21 protein-coding genes and 1 tRNA gene are annotated in these 19,933 nt (G+C 63.0%); 16 read left to right on the forward strand and 6 right to left on the reverse strand.

Features of this window, described 5'->3' with window-relative positions; all coding sequences use genetic code 11:
* Positions 1-3 precede the first annotated feature (3 nt).
* The 3 genes from JMY29_RS07900 to JMY29_RS07910 form a co-directional block, all read right to left on the reverse strand.
* On the reverse strand, positions 4-645 hold the full coding sequence (locus tag JMY29_RS07900; protein ID WP_026267373.1) for a GntR family transcriptional regulator: 642 nt from the start codon (positions 643-645) through the stop codon (positions 4-6).
* Positions 646-718: 73 nt separating this feature from the next.
* Positions 719-1,432 (reverse strand): response regulator, encoded by a 714-nt coding sequence (locus JMY29_RS07905; RefSeq protein ID WP_018779248.1) that lies wholly within the window; start codon positions 1,430-1,432, stop codon positions 719-721.
* Positions 1,429-3,075 (reverse strand): sensor histidine kinase, encoded by a 1,647-nt coding sequence (locus JMY29_RS07910; protein WP_039240744.1) that lies wholly within the window; start codon positions 3,073-3,075, stop codon positions 1,429-1,431. Before JMY29_RS07910 ends, JMY29_RS07905 begins: the two co-directional genes overlap by 4 nt.
* Before the next feature lie 138 nt (positions 3,076-3,213).
* On the opposite strand from JMY29_RS07910, the gene JMY29_RS07915 reads away from it, so the two are divergent.
* The 10 genes from JMY29_RS07915 (at position 3,214) to JMY29_RS07960 (ending at position 12,947) form a co-directional block, all read left to right on the forward strand.
* On the forward strand, positions 3,214-4,560 hold the full coding sequence (locus JMY29_RS07915; protein WP_018779250.1) for a C4-dicarboxylate transporter DctA: 1,347 nt from the start codon (positions 3,214-3,216) through the stop codon (positions 4,558-4,560).
* Positions 4,561-4,814: 254 nt separating this feature from the next.
* Positions 4,815-5,714 carry a ParA family protein gene (locus JMY29_RS07920; RefSeq protein ID WP_018779251.1) on the forward strand — a complete coding sequence of 300 codons (900 nt, stop codon included), beginning with the start codon at positions 4,815-4,817 and terminating at the stop codon, positions 5,712-5,714.
* Positions 5,715-5,720: 6 nt separating this feature from the next.
* Positions 5,721-6,605 (forward strand): segregation and condensation protein A, encoded by an 885-nt coding sequence (locus tag JMY29_RS07925; RefSeq protein WP_039240693.1) that lies wholly within the window; start codon positions 5,721-5,723, stop codon positions 6,603-6,605.
* On the forward strand, positions 6,598-7,254 hold the full coding sequence (gene scpB, locus JMY29_RS07930) for an SMC-Scp complex subunit ScpB (RefSeq protein WP_018779253.1): 657 nt from the start codon (positions 6,598-6,600) through the stop codon (positions 7,252-7,254). The genes JMY29_RS07925 and scpB overlap by 8 nt, the downstream gene beginning before the upstream one ends.
* Positions 7,255-7,406: 152 nt before the next feature.
* The gene (locus JMY29_RS07935; RefSeq protein ID WP_039240696.1) at positions 7,407-8,621 is read left to right on the forward strand and encodes a pseudouridine synthase; all 1,215 of its coding nucleotides are present in this window, start codon (positions 7,407-7,409) and stop codon (positions 8,619-8,621) included.
* Between the two features lie 3 nt (positions 8,622-8,624).
* Positions 8,625-9,731 carry a prephenate dehydrogenase gene (locus tag JMY29_RS07940; RefSeq protein WP_039240699.1) on the forward strand — a complete coding sequence of 369 codons (1,107 nt, stop codon included), beginning with the start codon at positions 8,625-8,627 and terminating at the stop codon, positions 9,729-9,731.
* On the forward strand, positions 9,731-10,444 hold the full coding sequence (cmk, locus tag JMY29_RS07945; protein ID WP_039240700.1) for a (d)CMP kinase: 714 nt from the start codon (positions 9,731-9,733) through the stop codon (positions 10,442-10,444). The genes JMY29_RS07940 and cmk overlap by 1 nt, the downstream gene beginning before the upstream one ends.
* Positions 10,434-11,168 carry a lysophospholipid acyltransferase family protein gene (locus JMY29_RS07950; protein ID WP_051088533.1) on the forward strand — a complete coding sequence of 245 codons (735 nt, stop codon included), beginning with the start codon at positions 10,434-10,436 and terminating at the stop codon, positions 11,166-11,168. The genes cmk and JMY29_RS07950 overlap by 11 nt, the downstream gene beginning before the upstream one ends.
* 10 nt (positions 11,169-11,178) lie before the next feature.
* Positions 11,179-12,729 (forward strand): ribosome biogenesis GTPase Der, encoded by a 1,551-nt coding sequence (der, locus tag JMY29_RS07955; protein ID WP_018779258.1) that lies wholly within the window; start codon positions 11,179-11,181, stop codon positions 12,727-12,729.
* 141 nt (positions 12,730-12,870) lie between these two features.
* Positions 12,871-12,947, forward strand: a tRNA-Pro gene (locus JMY29_RS07960).
* A gap of 139 nt (positions 12,948-13,086) precedes the next feature.
* Here the strand turns inward: JMY29_RS07960 and JMY29_RS07965 are convergent.
* On the reverse strand, positions 13,087-13,533 hold the full coding sequence (locus JMY29_RS07965) for a MarR family winged helix-turn-helix transcriptional regulator (RefSeq protein ID WP_018779259.1): 447 nt from the start codon (positions 13,531-13,533) through the stop codon (positions 13,087-13,089).
* A 172-nt stretch (positions 13,534-13,705) separates the two neighbouring features.
* Between JMY29_RS07965 and JMY29_RS07970 the strand changes: the two genes are divergently transcribed.
* Positions 13,706-14,914, forward strand: a complete 1,209-nt coding sequence (locus JMY29_RS07970) for an MFS transporter (RefSeq protein ID WP_018779260.1) — start codon at positions 13,706-13,708, stop codon at positions 14,912-14,914.
* A 95-nt stretch (positions 14,915-15,009) separates the two neighbouring features.
* On the opposite strand, the gene JMY29_RS07975 is transcribed toward JMY29_RS07970, so the two are convergent.
* Entirely contained in the window at positions 15,010-15,597 is a 588-nt protein-coding gene (locus JMY29_RS07975) for a hypothetical protein (protein ID WP_189075748.1), read from the reverse strand.
* A 117-nt stretch (positions 15,598-15,714) separates the two neighbouring features.
* Here JMY29_RS07975 and gcvH point away from each other — a divergent pair, with 117 nt between their 5' ends.
* The 5 genes from gcvH to JMY29_RS08000 all read left to right on the forward strand — a co-directional run bounded on the left by gcvH (position 15,715) and on the right by JMY29_RS08000 (position 18,785).
* A complete protein-coding gene (gene gcvH, locus JMY29_RS07980) occupies positions 15,715-16,101 on the forward strand; it encodes a glycine cleavage system protein GcvH (protein WP_018779262.1) in 387 nt (128 codons plus the stop codon).
* A 138-nt stretch (positions 16,102-16,239) separates the two neighbouring features.
* A complete protein-coding gene (locus tag JMY29_RS07985; protein ID WP_018779263.1) occupies positions 16,240-16,716 on the forward strand; it encodes an FHA domain-containing protein in 477 nt (158 codons plus the stop codon).
* Positions 16,717-16,736: 20 nt separating this feature from the next.
* On the forward strand, positions 16,737-17,453 hold the full coding sequence (gene ftsR, locus JMY29_RS07990) for a transcriptional regulator FtsR (RefSeq protein WP_026267375.1): 717 nt from the start codon (positions 16,737-16,739) through the stop codon (positions 17,451-17,453).
* On the forward strand, positions 17,453-17,956 hold the full coding sequence (locus tag JMY29_RS07995; protein WP_018779265.1) for a bifunctional nuclease family protein: 504 nt from the start codon (positions 17,453-17,455) through the stop codon (positions 17,954-17,956). Before ftsR ends, JMY29_RS07995 begins: the two co-directional genes overlap by 1 nt.
* Before the next feature lie 235 nt (positions 17,957-18,191).
* A complete protein-coding gene (locus tag JMY29_RS08000; protein ID WP_018779266.1) occupies positions 18,192-18,785 on the forward strand; it encodes a MerR family transcriptional regulator in 594 nt (197 codons plus the stop codon).
* Positions 18,786-18,878: 93 nt separating this feature from the next.
* Here the strand turns inward: JMY29_RS08000 and JMY29_RS08005 are convergent, their stop codons facing one another.
* Positions 18,879-19,688, reverse strand: coding sequence for a ParA family protein (locus JMY29_RS08005; protein ID WP_018779267.1), 810 nt, complete (start codon positions 19,686-19,688; stop codon positions 18,879-18,881).
* Positions 19,689-19,933 lie beyond the last annotated feature (245 nt).

Raw genomic sequence — 19,933 nt, forward strand, 5'->3', positions numbered from 1 at the left:
CGTTCAGCCGGCTGAATGAGCGGCTTTGAGGTGGGTGAGACTGCGGTGCAGGTGGACCATCGTGGCGGCTTCGGCCAGGCGCGGGTTGGCGACGGCGATTGCTTCGGCGATGGCGGCATGTTCGGCGGCCGCTGCTTGGAGCCTGGCGGTGTCGTCGGCGGCCAGGCGGCGGACGCGGGCAAGGTGGACGCGGAGGCTTCGCATGGCGTTGGCCATGTACACATTGGAGATCGCGGCGTCGATGGCTTCGTCCAAACGGCTCACCAGGGCGTAGTACTCGTGCCTGGCGGGATCGTCGTCGCCCAGCAGCGTGGGAGCCAGCAGCAGTTCTGCGTGCAGTTCCGCGAACACTCCGGGTTCGCCGCGTTGCGCGGCGAGGGAAGCGGCCCTTACCTCCAGGGTTTCGCGCAGTTCGAACAGTTCGTCGATGCTGTCCAGCGAGATATCGGTGACGACGACGCCGCGGCCGCCCGCCGCCGTCGTCAGACCTTCCGCGGTGAGTCGCCCCAGCGCTTCCCTGACGGGAGTGCGCGAGACCCCAAGGCGTTCGGACTGCTCGACCTCAGCGAGGACGGTGCCGGGGCGGAGGCGCCACTCGAGAATGTCTTCCCGGAGGGCCCTGTAAGCCCGATCACTGGCGCGCATGACCTCAGTGTATACATTGAGGACGAGCTACGCCAGCAATAGGGCTATAGAGCGATGCTTTGTATACATTCATTCAATTGCGGTTCCAGCCATACTCGTTCTCCGGTCGGCCAGGAGTGCCGTACCGCGGTGCCCGGGTGACCGTTCCGGCGTCGGCCAAGTACTCCAGATACCTGCGGGCGGTCACCCTGGACATTCCCAGCGCGTCCATGACTTCACTCGCGGAAATGGGATCCTCGCGCCCCCGCACCAGTTCCTTGACCGCTTCGAGCGTGGACCCGGACAGACCCTTGGGCAGCGGCAGTTCCGTCGGGGCACGGAGGCTCGCGAACGCCTGGTCAACGTCGCTCTGTGACGCGCCGGCTTTGGAAATCCCGGACAGTGAACCCGCCAACTGTTCGCGGAATGTCCGATAGCTGCGCAGCTTGTCCGCGAAGGTGGCGTACGTGAACGGTTTAATGAGGTACTGCACGACGCCGATGGATACGGCACTGCGGACAATGTTCAGTTCACGGACGGCCGTGATGGCGATGATGTCGGCGAAGACACCTGCTGAGCGCATGCGGCGGGCGACGTCCAGCCCATGCAAGTCCGGGAGGTTCATGTCCAGCAGGACCAGATCCACGGGGGAGCCTGATGCTGCGAACTCACCCAGGATGCGGAGGGCCGATTGTCCGTCTGGCGCTGTTCCCACCAGGGTGAATCCGTCCAGGCGGCCGATGTAGACGGAGTGGGCATCCGAAGCGATCGGCTCGTCCTCTACAACCAGGACGCGGATGTCTGTCATGCCTTCTCTTCCTCGGGAACCGGCGAAGGCAGCACAACATGGAACTGTGCACCGCCGGGATTGCTGATGGTCATCGTACCGTTCAGCCGCTGGACGGCCTGCCGCACCAGGGCAAGACCCACCCCCCGGCCGTGCGCTCCACGGGAGTTTCCCTCCGACGACTTGGTGCTGAATCCGTACTGCAGGACGTCGTCGATCGATTCAGGGTCGATGCCGGCGCCCGAATCGCGCACGGTGAATTCGACAGCGGCAGGACCGGCGTCCACGTCCATTTCCACTTGGCGGGGGAAATCCCCGGCTGCCGCGGCATCGATCGCATTGTCCAGCAGGTTACCCAGGATGGTGACGAGGTCCTGGATTTCCAGCCCCCGGACACCGCCACTCCCTGATGTCCGGACAATCAGTTCCACGCCGCGCTCATGAGCTTCGGCGGCCTTGCCCATCACCAGAGCGCTCATGACGGGTTCATCCACCGAGGCCACCATGTCATCGGTGAGTTGTTGGCTGAGTTCCAGGTCCTTGGTGGCGAAGTCCAGGGCCTGCGGTGTCCGGCCCAGTTCCAGCAAGGAGACGATCATGTGGAGGCGGTTGGCGTGTTCGTGGGTCTGGGCGCGCAGAGCATCGGAGAGGGTTTTCATGGTCTGCAGCTCCGTGCCCAGGGATTCGATTTCCGTGCGGTCCCTGATGGTGGCCACTGTCCCATACACCGCCGGTTTCTGGCGGCTGCGCGCGGGAACCGGTCCGACCGCCGGAGCCTGGTTGATCACCAGGATGCGGGAGCCGGTGAGGTGGATTTCGTCATGGGCGGCCCTGCCGGATTCGAACAGTGCCCGCAGGCTGCCGTCGATCGGCAGCTCCGCCAGCTTTGGCGCCGCCGTTGGTGACCTGTCGGCGTCGGAAGGCTCCAAACCCAGGAGTTCGGCTGCCTGGTCGTTGTACATCACGGCCTTGCCGTGGGTGTCGATGAGAATCAGGCCCTCGCGTACTGAGTGCAGGACCGATTCGTAGTAGGCGAAGAGCTGTGCCAGCTGTTCCGGCCCCCAACCGCGGGTGACCGAGCGGAGGTAGCGGCCCAGCAGCCAGGCAGCAAAAGACCCGAATGCCAGCACCACCAAGGCAATGCTGCCAATGACGCCCAACCGCTCGGCAACGTCGGTGTCCACCGTGCGGACCGTGACCCCTGCGGCAACCAAAGCCTTGATGGATCCGTCCGGTGCCCTGACCGGTGCAATGGTACGGACCGAAGGCCCCAGCGTTCCCGCAGTGACTTCAGTGAAGGTCTCTCCGCGCAGGGCAGGCTCGATCGTCCCGATGTAAGGCTTGCCCAGCTCTTCGGCCCGGGGATGGGTCCACCGCGTCCGGTCCGGAGCCATGATCGTAATGAAGTCCGCATCGGCATCGTGCATGACCTTCAGGGCATACGGCTGGAGCGTCTCTGACGGGTTGGCAGTGGCGGCCGCCTCCAGCACGAGGGGGTTGTTGGCAATCGACGTGGACAGGGCAAGCATCCGCCCGCCGGCGTTGTCATACGCCCGGTCCCTGGCTTCCAGCACCGAAAAGGTCCCGAAGACCGCCGTCATCACCAGGACGAACAGCAAGTTCGCAACAAACAACCGCCGGGCAATGCTCCAGCTGTGAAACACATGGACCTCCATGACCAATATGACCGCAACGGTGATGTATGTCACCAGCGGCTCAATGATGGATATCACACAAGGGCAGCGGATTGGACATCAGTGCAGGACCGCAGCGCCTTACACAGTATCCAGAAGGAGAATCCCATGACCTCTCAACGAGGAGAGTCGGCAGTAGCTGCCAAAAGTGGACGCAAGGGGCTCGACAAGTCGCACTACCTGTACATCGCGGTCATCCTGGCCGTAGTGCTTGGCGCTGTCGTCGGCCTGATGTTCCCTGAGGTCGGAAAGTCACTCAAACCGCTGGGTGATGGCTTCATCAAACTCATCAAGATGATGATCGCCCCCGTGATCTTCTGCACCATTGTCCTTGGCATCGGCTCCATCGCCAAGGCCGCAACCGTCGGCAAGGTCGGCGGGCTCGCTTTGGGGTACTTCGTGGCGATGTCGACGTTCGCGCTCGCCATCGGCTTGGTGGTCGGCAACCTCATCCACCCGGGTGAGGGACTCAAGCTGACGCCGTACGATCCCAACAAGAAGGCGGCGACGGACAGCACCGTTGACTTCCTCCTCGGCATCATTCCGGGCGACATCCCCGTCCTGCCCACCCTGCTTGCTGCAATCCTGGTCGGCTTCGCGCTGCAGAAGATGGGCAAGCAAGGCCAGCCCATCCTCAATGCCATCGGCCACGGTCAGCGACTCGTGTTCCGCATCCTCATCATGATCATGTGGCTGGCCCCGGTAGGTGCGTTCGGTGCGATTGCCGCCGTCGTCGGTGCGACGGGTGCCCAGGCCATCCTGAGCATGTTCACCCTGATGCTGGCCTTCTACATCACCTGCGCCCTGTTCATTGTGGTGATCCTCGGTACGTTGCTCCGCGCCGTGGCCGGCGTGAACATCTTCCGCCTCATGAAGTACCTGGCCCGCGAATACCTGTTGATCTTCTCCACGTCGTCCTCCGAAGCGGCTCTTCCCCGCCTCATCGCCAAGATGGAACACCTGGGTGTTTCCAAGCCGGTCGTTGGCGTCACCGTTCCCACGGGCTACTCCTTCAACCTGGACGGCACGGCCATCTACTTGACCATGGCCTCCCTCTTCGTGGCCAACGCCATGGGTACGCCGCTTGACCTCGGTGCGCAGATCTCGCTGCTGGTCTTCATGATCATTGCCTCCAAGGGAGCCGCAGGCGTGACGGGTGCCGGACTGGCGACCCTGGCGGCCGGTCTCCAGGCGCACAAGCCCGAACTCCTGGGCGGGGTAGGCATGATCGTTGGCATCGACCGCTTCATGTCGGAGGCCCGCGCTCTGACCAACTTCACCGGCAACGCTGTGGCCACCGTCCTCATCGGTACCTGGGTCAAGGAAATCGACAACGGCCAGGTCGAGCGGGTCCTCTCCGGAAGCGAGCCCTTCGACGAGCAGACGATGATGGCCCATGGCGAAGAAGACGTGGTTGTCGCCGAAGCCGAAACCCGCGGCAAGGCTGTCGTCTAACAGCCAAGTCCCGGAACAGAACAGCAACGCCGAAGGCCGGCACCATCCAGGTGCCGGCCTTCGGCGTTTTCCAATACCCGGCCAGGCTCCCGGATCCCAACCTTCGACCTCAACTAGAGGGTCAAGGCTCAAACAACGGACAAAGTCAAGTTCCCCGGATTACCGTGTCGGGACATGTAGCCTAAGGGGGTAGTAGCGCTGCAGCCGGGGGTACAGCGGCAGGGAAGATCGTCGTCGAAAGAGTGGTTAGATACGTGAGCATCGAACGGGGAACAGCTACGCTGGAAGGCACCGAGCTCGATCTGGAAGACGCCGTCATGGGGCCTACGGGCCGCCCTTACCGCGAATTCCCGGAACCTGCACCCCTTGCCTCCCACGGGCCGGCGCGAGTCATCGCCATGGTCAATCAGAAGGGTGGGGTCGGTAAAACGACGTCCACCATCAACCTTGCAGCAGCGCTCGCAGAGTACGGCCGGCGGGTCCTGTTGGTGGACTTTGACCCCCAGGGCGCTTTGTCGGCAGGCCTGGGCGCCAATCCGCATGAACTCGACCTCACTGTCTACAACGTCCTGATGGACCGCAAGGTCAATATCCGTGACGCCATCCAGCAGACCGGGGTGGAGGGCGTGGATCTCCTTCCTGCCAACATCGACCTCTCTGCTGCTGAAGTGCAGCTCGTCAATGAGGTAGCCCGGGAACAGGTCCTTGACCGCGCCCTCAAGAACGTCGAAGACGACTACGACGTCGTGCTCATTGACTGCCAGCCCTCTTTGGGTCTTCTGACCGTCAACGCGCTCACGGCAGCCCACGGCGTCATCATCCCTTTGATCTGCGAATTCTTCGCCCTGCGCGCCGTGGCCCTGCTTGTCGAGACCATTGAGAAAGTCCAGGACCGCCTCAACCCGCGCCTGCAGGTGGACGGCGTCCTGGCCACGATGTACGACGCCCGGACCCTGCACAGCCGTGAAGTCATCTCCCGCCTGGTGGAAGCCTTCGGAGACAAAGTCTTCGAGACCGTCATCAAACGCTCCATCAAATTCGCCGACGCCACGGTGGCGGCGGAGCCCATCACGAGCTACGCCGGCAACCACATCGGTGCCGACGCCTACCGCCGCCTTGCCAAGGAACTGATTTCGCGCGGCGGCGCGCCGTAACCGACGGTGGCACCGTCACTCGCCCCGGCATCGGAAGCGATCGCCGAACGGGAAGCACCCGACGCCGATACCTCCGCAGCTCCCAAAGCGGGCTTTGAGGTCCGGCTGGCCAACTTCACCGGCCCCTTCGACCTCCTGCTGGGACTGATTTCCAAGCACAAGCTGGACATCACCGAAGTGGCTTTGGCTACCGTCACCGATGAGTTCATCAAGTACATCCGCCGCCTCCAGGAACTGGGGGAGGACTGGGCGCTGGACGAAGCCAGCGAATTCCTGGTGATCGCAGCAACCCTGCTTGACCTCAAAGCCGCCCGCCTCCTGCCCGCAGGAGAAGTGGAGGATGCCGAGGACATTGCCTTGCTGGAGGCAAGGGACCTCTTGTTCGCCCGTCTGCTGCAGTACAAGGCCTTCAAGCAAATCGCCGGAATCATGGGTGAAACGCTGGAGCAGGAAGCCATGCGGTACCCGCGCCAAGTGGCTCTTGAGGCTCACTTCGCCGCGCTGCTTCCGGAACTCGTGTGGCGGCACACCCCTGAACAATTCGGTGAACTGGCGGCCAAAGCGCTCAAGCCCAAGGACTCGACTCCGGAAGAGGTGGGTTTGGGCCACCTGCACGCCCCGCCGGTGAGCGTCAAGGAGCAGGCGGCGATCATCGGCCATCGCCTGAAGCTGGGTGCCCCGCTGTCCTTCCAGACGCTGATTGCCGATGCCGAAACCACCTTGGTGGTGGTGGCCCGGTTCCTGGCGTTGCTGGAGATGTTCCGGGATCGCGTGATCGCATTCGAACAGCCGGAGCCGCTGGCAGAGCTGACGGTGCGGTGGACCGGCGACGACGCCGAATGGGACAGCTCAAGGCTGAGTGAAGAATACGAGGCAGGTATCAATGAGTGAACAAGAAGCGGTCCAGGATGGGCTTGCGGAGCTGGAGGCTTTGCCCGGCGGAGCCCGCGCTGCGCTGGAGGCCGTGCTCATGGTCATCGACCAGCCGGCAACCTCCGAAGAGCTGGCCGCCGGACTCAACGTAACGGTCGCCGTCGTCGAGGATTTGCTGGAGGACCTGCGGCGGGAGTATAGCGGCTATACTGTTAAAGCCCCGGACGTGGATGCTGTCGGCTTTGCCGTTGCCAGCACTGCACCCCGGGGTTTTGAATTGCGGAACGTCGCTGGAGGGTGGCGGATCTATTCACGGTCGGATTTCGCCGACATCGTGGGAAGGTTCGTCCTCGAGGGGCAGACCACCAGGCTTACTCAGGCAGCACTTGAAACCCTGGCGGTTATTGCTTACAGGCAACCGGTCTCCAGGGCCCGGGTGTCCGCCATTCGCGGCGTTAACGTCGATTCCGTGGTCAGGACCCTTACGCAGAGGGGCTTGATCGAGGACTCCGGAACGGATCCCGAATCCGGGGCTGTCCTGTATCGGACAACCTCGTACTTCCTGGAACGGATGGGCATTGGATCGGTGGCCGAATTGCCACAGCTCTCGCCGCACCTTCCGGGTTTGGAAGGGATCGACGAATACTACGACGCAAGCCGGATGTAGCCACGGGCTCCAACAGGCTGTGCGACACAACTTCATACTGAATTTCGGCACCTTATATAGGTGCACAGCGACAAGGGGCAGACGATGTCTGCCCGGCTGGCTAGTGTTGATTGCAGCACACAATGCCGGCCATTACTACACAAGGACGGGTCATGACACAGGCGGGACGCCAGAGTTCACCACGTAACGGTTCGGGGCGCAACAGCTCCGGACGCAATGAGGCCAAGGGAGGCGGCACTGGCCGCTCCAACGCCGGCGGCTTCTCCGGCCGCGGCGGAAGCGCCGGCGCTGGAAAGCGCAACTTCACCCAGGGCGAGGGTCGCCCCTTCAAGGCTTCGAAGCCGCGCGAAGCGGCCCCCTTCGATCCCGACAACCCCACAACGGCCGGCGATTACGACCGCGGCCAGGCCGCACGGCCTGCCAAGCCGTTCCGCAAGCCCGGCTCCAACAAGCCCGGCTTCGGCAAGGCACCCGGCACGCCCGGCGCTTTGAAGCCCAAGGCCAAGCCGGCCCGGCAATACGGTTCCAAGGCCTTCGGCAGCGAACGGTTCGGCCAGAACCTTGGCCCCGTGCGCAAGCCGGGCCGCAACCGCGGGCCCCGCCAAGAGGTCCCGCAGTCGGACCTTCACGATGCCGACGGCGTACGCCTGCAGAAGGTCATGGCCCAGGCCGGAGTTGCTTCCCGTCGCGTCTGTGAGGAAATGATCCTCGAAGGCCGCGTTGAAGTAGACGGCGTGGTCACCACCGAGCTCGGAATGCGCGTGGACCCTGCAACGGCAGTCATCCACGTGGACGGTATCCGTATCCAGCTGGACGAGACCCTCGTCTACATGGTGTTCAACAAGCCCAAGGGCGTTGTCTCCACCATGGAAGACCCCGAGGGCCGCCCCTGCATCAGCGACTTCCTCAAGAACAGCAAGAACAAGGGCGAACGCCTGTTCCACGTAGGACGCCTCGACGTCGCCACCGAAGGACTGCTTCTGCTGACGAACGACGGCGAGCTCGCCAACCGTCTGACCCACCCTTCCTACGAGGTACCCAAGACGTACCTGGTCCAGGTGCGTGGCCCCTTCCCGCAAGGAGTCGGCGCCAAGCTGAAGAGCGGCGTTGAGCTTGAAGACGGCGTAGCAGCAGTGGACTCCTTCCGGCTGGTGGACTCCACTCCGGGCCACGTCCTGATCGAGGTTGTCCTCCACTCCGGTAAGAACCGCATTGTGCGCCGCATGTTCGACGCCGTCGGCTTCCCGGTAGAACGGCTTGTCCGGGTCAAGGTTGGTCCCATCGGCCTGGGTGACCAGCGCCAGGGCAGCATCCGCAACCTCGGCAGGCAGGAAGTCGGACACCTCCTGGCATCTGTGGGGCTCTAGGGCATGTCGGCATTCGGTACGCACGGCCGGGGCCATCTTGATGGCCCGGTCGTCGTTCTCGGTACAGGCCTGCTGGGGGCCAGCATTGGCCTCGGGCTGCGCGGACGCGGGGTCCCGGTCTTTCTTTTCGATCCTTCGCCCACCAACCAGGCGGTTGCGGTGGACATCGGTGCAGGCCGTCCTTTGTCTGAGCTGGATGAAGTACCCCAACTGGTAGTCGTTGCTGCCCCGCCTGACGTGACGGCCGACGTCGTGCAAAAAGCGCTGGGGGACTACCCGTCCGCCGTCGTCGTCGACATCGCGAGCGTCAAGGCAACCATCCTGGCGCAGCTGCGCGAACGCGGAGTTGATCTCTCCCGGTACGTGGGGACACACCCCATGGCCGGGCGCGAGAAGTCCGGTCCCGTTGCAGCAAGGGGGGAACTCTTCACGTCCATGCCGTGGGTCGTTTGCCCTTCCGAGGAGACCTCGGCAGCGGCCGTCCAGGTAGCGCGTTCGCTCGCCGGAGATCTTGGGGCGATTGTCTCCCAGTTCACCGCGGACGAGCACGATGAAGCCGTTGCCTTGGTGTCGCATCTGCCGCAGATCATGTCATCCCTGCTGGCCAGCCGCTTGCAGGGTACGCCACTGCATGCCCTCTCCTTGGCCGGGAACGGGCTCCGGGACACCACCCGGATTGCCGCCAGTGATCCAACCCTCTGGGTGCAGATCCTGGGAGGCAACGCAGACAAGGTGGTGTCCATCCTGCACGGTGTGCGGGAGGACCTGAACCGGCTGATCGGCACGTTGGAAGCACCGTCCGCGCCGGGCGCCAGGCTCGACCTCGCCCAACTGATCAGCGAAGGCAACGCCGGCCAGGCAAGGATTCCAGGCAAACACGGCGGACCACCGCAGGCCTACTCGTGGCTCACCATCCTGGTGGACGACAAGCCAGGCCAGATCGCACGTCTCCTGACCGAGATCGGTGAAATCGGCGTGAACCTTGAAGACCTTCGGCTCGACCATTCGTCCGGTCAGAACGTGGGCATGGTGGAGCTCTCCGTGCTTCCCAGCAAGCATGACCTCCTTGTTGAAGCTTTGACCGACCGTGGATGGCGGGTACTCCAGTAATGACACGTGAATTCTTTGGCCCCGAGACGGTCGCCCGCCCCGGCAAGCCCTTGGTGATTGCGATCGACGGCCCTTCGGGTTCCGGAAAATCGAGCGTCAGCAAGGAAGTGGCCCGCCGCTTGAAGCTGGCTTACCTGGATACGGGTGCGATGTACCGCGCCTTGACCTGGTACTGCCTCAAAACAGGAGTGGACCTGCAGGACGGCGCCGCTGTGGAACATGCCTCCAAAACCATGCCCTTGGAAGTCAGCACCAGTACTGCCAAGGAATATGTGGCCGTTGACGGCACCGACATCACCGATGAGATCCGGGAACCCCTGATTTCGTCCTCCGTCAGTGCCGTGGCGACAACCCTCGGCGCACGCACCGAATTGATCCGCCGGCAGCGAGAGCTGATCGACCAGCACCACCACCGCATGGTGGTGGAAGGGCGGGACATAACCACTGTCGTCGTCCCCAATGCCGAGGTCCGTATGCTCCTGACCGCCAGTGAGGAAGCCAGGCTCCGGCGTCGTGGAATCCAGTTGGGTGGCACGCAGAGCAAAGAGCAGCTCGCGGCCCAGGTGATCCAGCGCGATGCCAAGGACTCCACGGTGGTGAACTTCACCCAGGCTGCCGACGGCGTTGTGACGCTAGATTCTTCCGACCTCAACTTCGAGGAAACCGTCGACACCGCCCTGGCAATCGTCAGCAAGGTCATCTATGGCGACTAGCAATCAACTCCCGGCAGCGTGGACGCGCCTCTGGAGCCGGCCTGTGGGTTGGTTCCTGGACCACGTCCTTTACCGGACCGAGGTATCTGGCAAGACCAACGTGCCCGCTGCCGGCCCGGTGGTTTTCGCCGCCAACCACATCAGCTTTCTGGACGGACCGGTGATGTTCGGCGCTTCGCCGCGTCCCATGCACATCCTGGTCAAGAAAGAGATGTTCAAAGGATTCCTGGGCAAGGTCCTCAGGGGCTCCGGGCAGATTCCAGTGGACCGGACCGGCGACCGCACGGCGCTGCACATCGGCAAGCAACTGCTCGACGACGGCCGCTGCGTCGGGATTCTTCCTGAAGGAACCCGGGGGAGCGGCGCCGCCGAAAACATCAGCAACGGGGTTGCATGGCTCGCCATCAATTCCGGAGCAACAGTAATTCCGGTCGCCATCCTCGGAACCCGCCAGGGTGACGAGCACCGCGACCATATCCCCAAACCACGCCGCAAGCTCCATGTGAGCTTCGGCGAACCCATCACGGTGAAGCGCCGGAAGGGCGAACCGGGGCGTGTTTCAATGGACAGGGCAGCTGCGGAGATCCGTGAAGCCCTTGCCGGACACGTCCAGGATGCCATCCGGGCCACGGGCCAGGGCCTGCCTACGGAGCCTGCGCCCGGGGTAGCCCTTCTGCAGCACCGCCCATCAGAAGTAGCCGGGACGCCGGCAGACCACCACTAAGGAAAGTGCAATGAGCGATACGACTCAAAAATCCGGCCTCCACGGAGCCGGCGACGACGAATACACGCCCACCGGCACCGACCAGGTGGCTGAAAACCTGGCTGCCCTGGACGACGACGAGGCCGAGCTGCGCGCAGCCACCCTCCGGGCAGGCCTGGACGATTACGAACTCGATGAAGAAGATGCTGCGCTGCTCAGTGGCGAGTACGGCGATGAAGGAGACGAAGGTCCCCTCAAGCTGGACCCCGTCCTGGCCATCATCGGCCGTCCGAACGTCGGCAAGTCCACGTTGGTCAACCGCATCCTGGGCCGCCGCGAAGCAGTTGTCGAAGATACCCCCGGCGTTACCCGCGACCGCGTCATGTACTCGGCCCGCTGGAACGGCCGCAACTTCACCCTGGTGGACACCGGTGGCTGGGAGCATGACGCCAAGGGCATCCATGCCCGCGTAGCCGAGCAGGCCGAGATGGCAGTGGAGCTCGCTGACGCCGTTCTCTTCGTGGTGGACTCCGCCGTTGGTGCGACAGCCACGGATGAGGGCGTCATGAAGATGCTCCGCAAGAGCAAGAAGCCGGTCATCATGGTGGCCAACAAGGTGGACGACTTTGCGCAGGAAGCCGATTCCGCAGCACTGTGGGGACTGGGCTTCGGTCAGCCGTACCCCGTCTCGGCGCTGCACGGACGCGGTGTTGCCGACCTCCTTGACCATGTCATGGACACCCTTCCCGAGTTCTCCCTGGTCGAAGGAGTGGAGCGCTCCGGCGGCCCGCGACGTATCGCCCTGATCGGACGCCCGAACGTTGGCAAGTCCTCGCTGCTGAACAAGCTCGCAGGTTCCGAGCGCGTAGTGGTGGATCCGCTGGCCGGCACCACGCGCGATCCCGTTGACGAGTTCATCGAGCTGGGTGACCGCACCTGGCGATTCGTGGACACCGCCGGTATCCGTCGCCGCCAGCACATGGCCCAGGGTGCAGACTTCTACGCATCCCTGCGTACGCAGGCCGCGCTCGAAAAGGCGGAGGTCGCCGTCGTGCTTCTTGCCGTGGACGAGGTCCTCAGCGAGCAGGACGTCCGCATCCTTCAGCTGGCCATCGAATCCGGCCGCGCCCTGGTGCTTGCGTTCAACAAGTGGGACCTGTTGGATGACGAGCGCCGCCGCTACCTTGAGCGTGAGATCGAGCAGGACCTGGCCCACGTTGAATGGGCTCCCCGCGTCAACATCTCAGCCAAGACCGGCTGGCACAAGGACCGATTGGTTCCTGCCTTGGACATCGCCCTGGAGAGCTGGGACCGCCGTATCCCCACCGGACGCCTCAACGCGTTCCTGGGTGAACTCGTCGCAGCCCACCCGCACCCGGTCCGTGGTGGAAAGCAGCCCCGCATTCTCTTCGGTACCCAGGCTTCCAGCCGTCCGCCGAAGTTCGTGCTCTTCACCACTGGCTTCCTGGACCCGGGATACCGTCGCTTCATCACCCGCCGCCTGCGCGAAACGTTCGGCTTCGAGGGCACGCCCATCGAGGTCAACATGCGCGTACGCGAAAAGCGCGGCAAGAAGCGCTAAGTGAGACGCGCATCACAGCCCACTTTGGCTGTGATGGCGTCTCCGACCTCCAACTTCGTGTAAGCTTTTGGAGGTGGTTCGGCCGGACTGCTTAGGTGGGACTCTTCGGAGGAAAACTTAGGCGGAGAACGGTGGAACCAGCGGGCTGTAGCGCAGCTTGGTAGCGCACTTGACTGGGGGTCAAGGGGTCGCAGGTTCAAATCCTGTCAGCCCGACCAAAAAGGCCGGAATCACGTGGAAACGCGTGATTCCGGCCTTTGGTCGTTAAGTCGGGTCGCTAAGGCGCAAGACTTCCCGGGCTCGTTCGCCACGCCCGTCATTCAGGGCGGAATTGCGCCTACGAGCCCGGGATCCGGCCTATGCCTTTTGCAACGCTCCGAGCGCCCTTACGAGCGGCTCAAGCTCCGGCACGGCCTCCGCGGCGTCCAAGGCTGCAGCCAGAGTCTCGTCATGAACGGGCTTGGCTGATTCGAGGAGCTTCTGGCCGGCGCCCGTCAGCTCCGTGTAGATCCCTCGCCGGTCGTCGGCGCAGAGGATGCGGGTGAGCAGCCCCCGGTCTTCCAGGCGGTTGACCAGGCGCGTTGTGGCGCTGCTTGAGAGTGCGGTGGCGCGGGCCAGCTGCTGCATCCGCATGTGCCAGCCGTCCTGGCGGCTCAGCGCATCCAGCACCGTGTACTCCACGACAGAGAGCTCGTTCGAGGCCTGGAGCGCCCGTTCCAGCTCCGCTTCGATGCTTCCGTGCAGGGCGGCAAGGGTCCGCCAGCCCTGTGCCCGTACTTCTACGGCGTCATCCTTGATGCCCATGTCTGCTGTGCTCCTGCCTTGATGTTGAGTCGATCGCGGACGTTCGAAAGTAGTTGCTTGCGCAAGTACCTAGCGTATGCAACTATATATAGAGCGTCTGCAACTATTATTCTACGGTTCCCGGCGACGCACTTCCACTTCCCAGGGGAACCGGCCATCTAAGGAGTTCCACATGCCCGCAGGGTTGATTGCCCTTGCCCTCGGCGGATTCGGCATCGGACTGACCGAATTCGTGATCATGGGCCTCTTGCCCGAGGTTGCCGCCGACTTCGACGTCAGCGAGGCTTCGGCCGGTTGGTTCATCTCCGGTTACGCCCTCAGCGTCACTGTCGGTGCCCTGCTGGTGACTGCCGCTGTGACCCGGCTGCCCCGCAAACCTGTACTCATGGGCCTGCTCGTGCTCTTTATCGCAGGCAATTTCCTCTCCGCGATCGCCGACACCTACTCGGCCATGCTGCTCGGACGTATCGTGGCCGCACTGTGCCACGGGGCCTTCTTCGGTATCGGCTCAGTGGTGGCCGCAAGCCTCGTGCCGGCGCACAAGAAGGCCGGCGCCATCGCGATCATGTTCACCGGCCTGACGGCGGCCAACGTCCTGGGTGTTCCCTTCGGGACCTTGCTTGGCCAGAACTTCGGCTGGCGTTCAACGTTCTGGGCTATCACCGTGATCGGCGTAGTGGCGCTGCTCGGCGTCGCCTTCATGGTCCCCAAGGCCGGCACGGAACCCACAAAGGGCCTACGCAGCGAACTGGGCGCCTTCGCATCCGGCCAGGTGTGGCTGTCGATCATCGTGACCATCCTCGGCTTCGGCGGCATGTTCGGCGCCTTCACCTACATTGCCTTCACCCTCACCGAGGTCTCCGGATTTGAGCCGGGCGCCGTCCCATGGCTGCTGGTGCTGTTCGGTGGAGGACTGTTCGTCGGCAACTTCCTCGGCGGCAAGGCTGCCGATAAGGCCTTGGACAAGTCACTCATCGTGATCCTCGCCGGACTTGTGGTGGTTCTGGTCTTCTTCGCCCTGACGGCTGCCAGCAGCATTGCAACCCTGGTGTCCCTGGCCCTGATGGGCGGATTCGGATTCGCAACCGTTCCAGGCCTCCAGATGCGCGTGATGCACTTCGCCTCCACGGCACCAACGCTGGCATCGGGTGCGAACATTGGTGCCTTCAACCTGGGCAACGCGCTGGGCGCATGGCTGGGCGGCGTCACCATCACTGCCGGTCTCGGCTACACCTCGCCCATCTGGGCGGGCGCAGGGATCACGGTTGCTGCCCTGCTGGTCATGATTGCTGCCGCTGCGGCCGCCAAGCGCGGGGGAGGGGCCGCACCGACGGCAACTCCCGACGTCGAACGCGAACCTGATGGGGCCATCGTCGCCTAAGTCATGTGGTCTGGAGCCCGACGCCTGGAGCGTCACGTCTGACGCAGGCAGGAAAATGCCCGCCACGGAAAGTCCGTGGCGGGCATTTTCGGCTCTTATGGGGTGGGCGTGGGGTTCTGCGGTTCCGGTTCGGCGTTCCGGTTCCCGGCAGCCTTGATGCGTTCGTTCTCCGCCTGCTTCAGGGCCTTCATCTGTTTGCCCCGGCGCCGCCAGATCGACCACATGACCGTCACCGCAATAAAGACAACTACCGCGGCAACGGCGGAGATGGCTGTCCAGGTGGTGAAGAAGCCTGCATCCACGCTGAGGGTCCTCTGGCCGGCGTGGGCTGATTCCGTGGAGCCAAAGACGATTCCGGCAGTGAGCAGATTGGGAGTTGCGATGGCAACTGCCAGCAGGACGATGGCTGTTTTCCAGGGCCAGCTTACGGCTTTCCTGGTGGCCTGCCAGGCGACCAGCAAAGGAATGAAGGTAAATACGAAGCCGTAGAACATGCCGACCAGCACGCTGGCACCAAGGTCACGCCTGATTTGTCCTGCGATGACATCGGACCACCATCTGGGAAGAATTGCCCCAAGAATGAACCAGGCGGCCACAGCAACCAGCAAAAACACAAGGACCAGGATTATTTTGGCGCCCAGGTTGCTCTTTTTCCCGGCTGGTACTTGTGCTTGTTCAGTCATGGGTCAATCATGGCAGAGACCCCATCAGGCGCAGGGGAATTGTGCCTATACTTTCAGCGGCGGCCAGCTGCGCAGGCCGTCGCCGAGGTTCGTCATTGTCCCGATGAAAGGCCACCCGTGAGCAATATTCCTGAAGAACTTTCCTACACTGCAGAACACGAGTGGGTCACCGCTCCGGATGCCGACGGCGTTGTGCGCATTGGCATTACCGACTTCGCCCAGGACGCGCTGGGCGACGTGGTCTACGCCCAGATGCCGGAGCCGGGGACAAAAATCACCGGCAATGAAGTTGTTGGGGAAGTCGAATCCACCAAGAGCGTCAGCGACATCTATGCTCCGGTTTCCGGCGAGGTCACCAATCGCAATGACGCGTTGGATACGGATCCCGCACTGATTAACTCCGACCCTTACGGCGAAGGTTGGCTCATTGAAGTAAAGCTCGCAGAACCTGACGCAGTGGATTCCCTGCTCAGTGCATCGGAGTACGAACAACAGGTAGGCTAAAGTTATCTGGCCCGCCAGGCTGTTTTCCCATTACAGGGGAAATGGAAGGGCGGGCCAGGAACCGATTTGCCCGGCGGTACCGGGATGCGGAAGTTGCTGGCAGGGTTTGGAACTGTCAGCGGATGAGGAGGAAATTCCATGGTTGGCGGCGAACAGAATCAAGCCAATGTCGGGAACGGCGCGGAGGAACAGCCGACGTCGGAGACCACCTCAATCAGCATCACGCCAACGTGGGACGAGCCGAGCATTGCCCCCAAGTTGGCTCCTGAAGAGCGTGCATCCGTGGATGCTCTTCCGCCGAATTCGGCCTTGCTCATTGCGCACAGCGGACCCAACGCCGGAGCCCGGTTCCTGCTGGACGCGGACACCACAACTGCCGGCCGGCACCCTGACGCGGACATTTTCCTTGACGATGTCACGGTGTCCCGCAAGCACGTGCAGTTCATCCGCACTGCGTCGGGATTCGAGCTCGTGGACATGGGCAGCCTCAACGGTACGTATGTCAACCACGACCGCGTTGACCGCGTGCAGCTCAAGAGCGGCAACGAGGTCCAGATCGGTAAGTTCCGGTTGACCTACTACATCAGCCCTGTCCGCTCAGCAGGCCAAGTCTGACGGGGAACCTGCCTGTGGCTATTGCCCAGCCGGACCGTCGCGGGCCGCAGGTCCTGAACATCGGGGAAGTCCTCGCCCAATTGAGCGATGACTTCCCTGGAATGACTGCGTCCAAGATCCGCTTCCTGGAGGAAAAAGGCCTCATCAATCCGAAGAGGACTCCTGCCGGATACAGGCAGTATTCGGACAGCGACGTGGAGCGCCTGCGCTTCGTCCTGGCCCTGCAGCGTGACCAGTACCTGCCGCTCAAGGTCATCAAGGACTACCTCGACGCCATCGACCGCGGTGAACGGCCGGAGAATCTTCCTCCGGGGGTCACTGTCTCCCCGAGGGTTGTCTCGCCGGAAATGGCGGCGGAGATGCAAGGACGAGCCCGGGCCCTCACGGAGGAGCAATTGCGTGCCGAGTCCGGCGCCAGCGTGCCGCTGCTGGAATCGCTCCTGAGCTTTGGCTTGATCTCCCATGTCGGTGGCAAGTTCGACGAACATGCCCTCCAGGTGGCCAGGGCTTGCGTTCAATTGGAGGGCCACGGCCTTGAGCCCCGGCACCTTCGTCCCTTCCAGGCTGCAGCCGAGCGGGAGTTCGGCTTGGTTGAAAGGGCCGTCGCGCCGTTGACCTCACGGCGCGACGCAGCATCCCAGGCAAGGGCCGCAGAAGCGGCACGCGAGATCAGCGAGCTGTGCCTCACCCTCCACCGGGCCCTCGTCCACGACCGAATCTCCCGGATGGACAGCTGATGATCGAAGTCGAAATTGTCGGTGTGCGGATCGAATTGCCGTCCAACCAGCCATTGGTGCTCCTTCGCGAACTCAACGGTGAACGGCATGTGCCAATCTGGATCGGCACGCCGGAAGCCAGTGCCATCGCCCTCGCCCAGCAGGGCGTGGTCCCGCCCCGGCCCATGACGCATGATCTCCTGATCGATGTCGTGGAATCGCTGGGTCACACAATCATCAGCGTGAACATCGTGGCGGTCGAGGACAACATCTTCTATGGCCAGCTGCAGTTCGACGACGGCACGGTGGTCAGTTCCCGCGCCTCGGACGCCCTCGCCCTGGCTTTGCGGGCCAAGTGCCGCATCTGGTGCGCTGACGCCGTCATGGAAGAAGCGGGTGTCCGGATCACCGAGCACGATGAAGGCGAGGATTCGGAGCCGGATCCCACGGTGGACGAAGAACGAGAAATGCGCCGGTTCCGCGAGTTCCTCGACGATGTGGAACCTGAAGATTTCGAAGGTTGAAACACCCTCAACCTAAAGTTGAGGGTGAAAGTTTCGACACGACTGGATTTTGGGCCCAAGGTCTTTGACCTCGGCGCTTCACGGGCCTAACGTCGAAGTATCAAGTTCCCGTTGCATACACTGCCCGCGCAAGTCACACTGGAAGGTGCCGACTTGTGGGAATTACACTGCTGCATTTTGTTGTTGTGTCAGGGGTATGCACCGTCCCCAAGGGAGCTGAGAACAAGGAGGTCACGTGAGTCCGAAAGGCGAAGCAGGCGAGCTGAAGCAGTCCTCTGCCGGCATTGCTGCGCCCGCATCCGGCGCCCAAGGTCTGCTCTTCACCGAGGATCTTCCCGTGCTGGACGAGGACGCGGGATACCGCGGCCCCACCGCATGCAAGGCGGCAGGCATCACCTACCGCCAACTGGACTACTGGGCACGCACAGGACTCGTTGAACCTGCTGTCCGTGGAGCTGCCGGCTCCGGATCACAGCGGCTCTACGGATTCCGCGACATCCTGGTTCTCAAAGTGGTCAAGCGACTTCTTGACACCGGCGTATCACTCCAGCAGATCAGGACCGCGGTGGAACACCTCCGCGAACGTGGTGTGGAGGACCTCGCGCAGATCACCCTCATGAGCGATGGTGCCAGTGTTTACGAATGTACCTCCGCAGATGAGGTCATCGACCTGGTGCAGGGTGGCCAAGGAGTCTTCGGCATAGCCGTTGGCCGCGTATGGCGGGAAGTTGAGGGCAGCTTGGCCGCGCTGCCGAGCGAGCACGCCGTCGAGCAATCCTTTCCCGACGACGAACTGAGCAAGCGCCGCGTTGCCCGCCGCATAGGCTAGGCAACCGACAAAGGACATGAAGAAAGCCTCTTCCCACAGGGAAGAGGCTTTCTTGTTGTGCAGACCGGGGCCACTGACGGAGCCCCGTGCCCGTCAGCGTTGGCGGCGTTCCCTGGTGGAACCCTGCCCCTCAAGAAGACTCTCTAGCAGGGCATCGAAAAGTTTTGCGGCATTCTTCGCAGAATCTCCCGGCCAGTGGTGGACGGAATGCGCCGCACCCTGGATCTGCTGCCAATTGGCTTGTTCCGGAATGTGCGGAGTCAACAGCAGCTCTCCGAACATGGACTCCATTTCGGCCAAGCGGAAGGTGTGCTCGGCGGATCCGCTGCGCACGCGGTTGGCCACGATACCTGCCGGGGCCAGATTGGGGGCGAATTCCTGGCGGAACAGCTGAATGGCCCTCATGGTTCGTTCGGTGCCCGCTACGGAAAACAGCCCGGGCTCGGCCACGAGCACCACGCGGTCACTGGCGCTCCAGGCCATGCGGGTCAATCCATTCAGGGACGGCGGGCAGTCGACCAGTACCAACTCGTAGTTGGTGGTGCCGGCCAGAACCGTGGACAGCCTGCGGAGGTCGCGGCGGCCGAGGTCGGGGCGGTCGTAGATTCCAGTGAACGCTGAGCCTACTGCGACGTCCAGGGTGCCGTTGCTGGAGCCGTTGGAGACCCAGCTGCTGCCGGCGACGTTGTCCTGGAGCCTGGCACGCCGAGGGCTTTTCAGCATCCGACCGATGTCCTGCTGGCCGCCGGGCTGGACACCAAGTGCCGTCGTGGCGTCGGCATGGGGATCGAGATCCACCACCAGGGTGGATATGCCGGCAGCGAGGGCCGCGGACGCCAGACCGGTGGTCACGGACGTCTTTCCCACTCCACCTTTGAGGCTGCTGATGCTGACTACTTGCACTTGAAAACCCAAAACCTAACGCCGGTTGCCGTATCGCGCTCATTCGCCTCCGGAATCACCGGAGCCGGGGCTTGCCGAAGCCCCCTCAACATCATATGGTGCTTCGGCATCGAATCCCGCTTTCTACGCGCCCGGCCAAGGGAGATCGCAGTTGGCAATAGCATGCCGTTGGATCGCGCGCACGCATATACAGCCCACATGACGATTCCTTTGTGATGGTTGCCACAAAGATTTGTGTTTGATGC

Source organism: Paenarthrobacter nicotinovorans (assembly GCF_021919345.1).
GTDB lineage: Bacteria > Actinomycetota > Actinomycetes > Actinomycetales > Micrococcaceae > Arthrobacter > Arthrobacter nicotinovorans.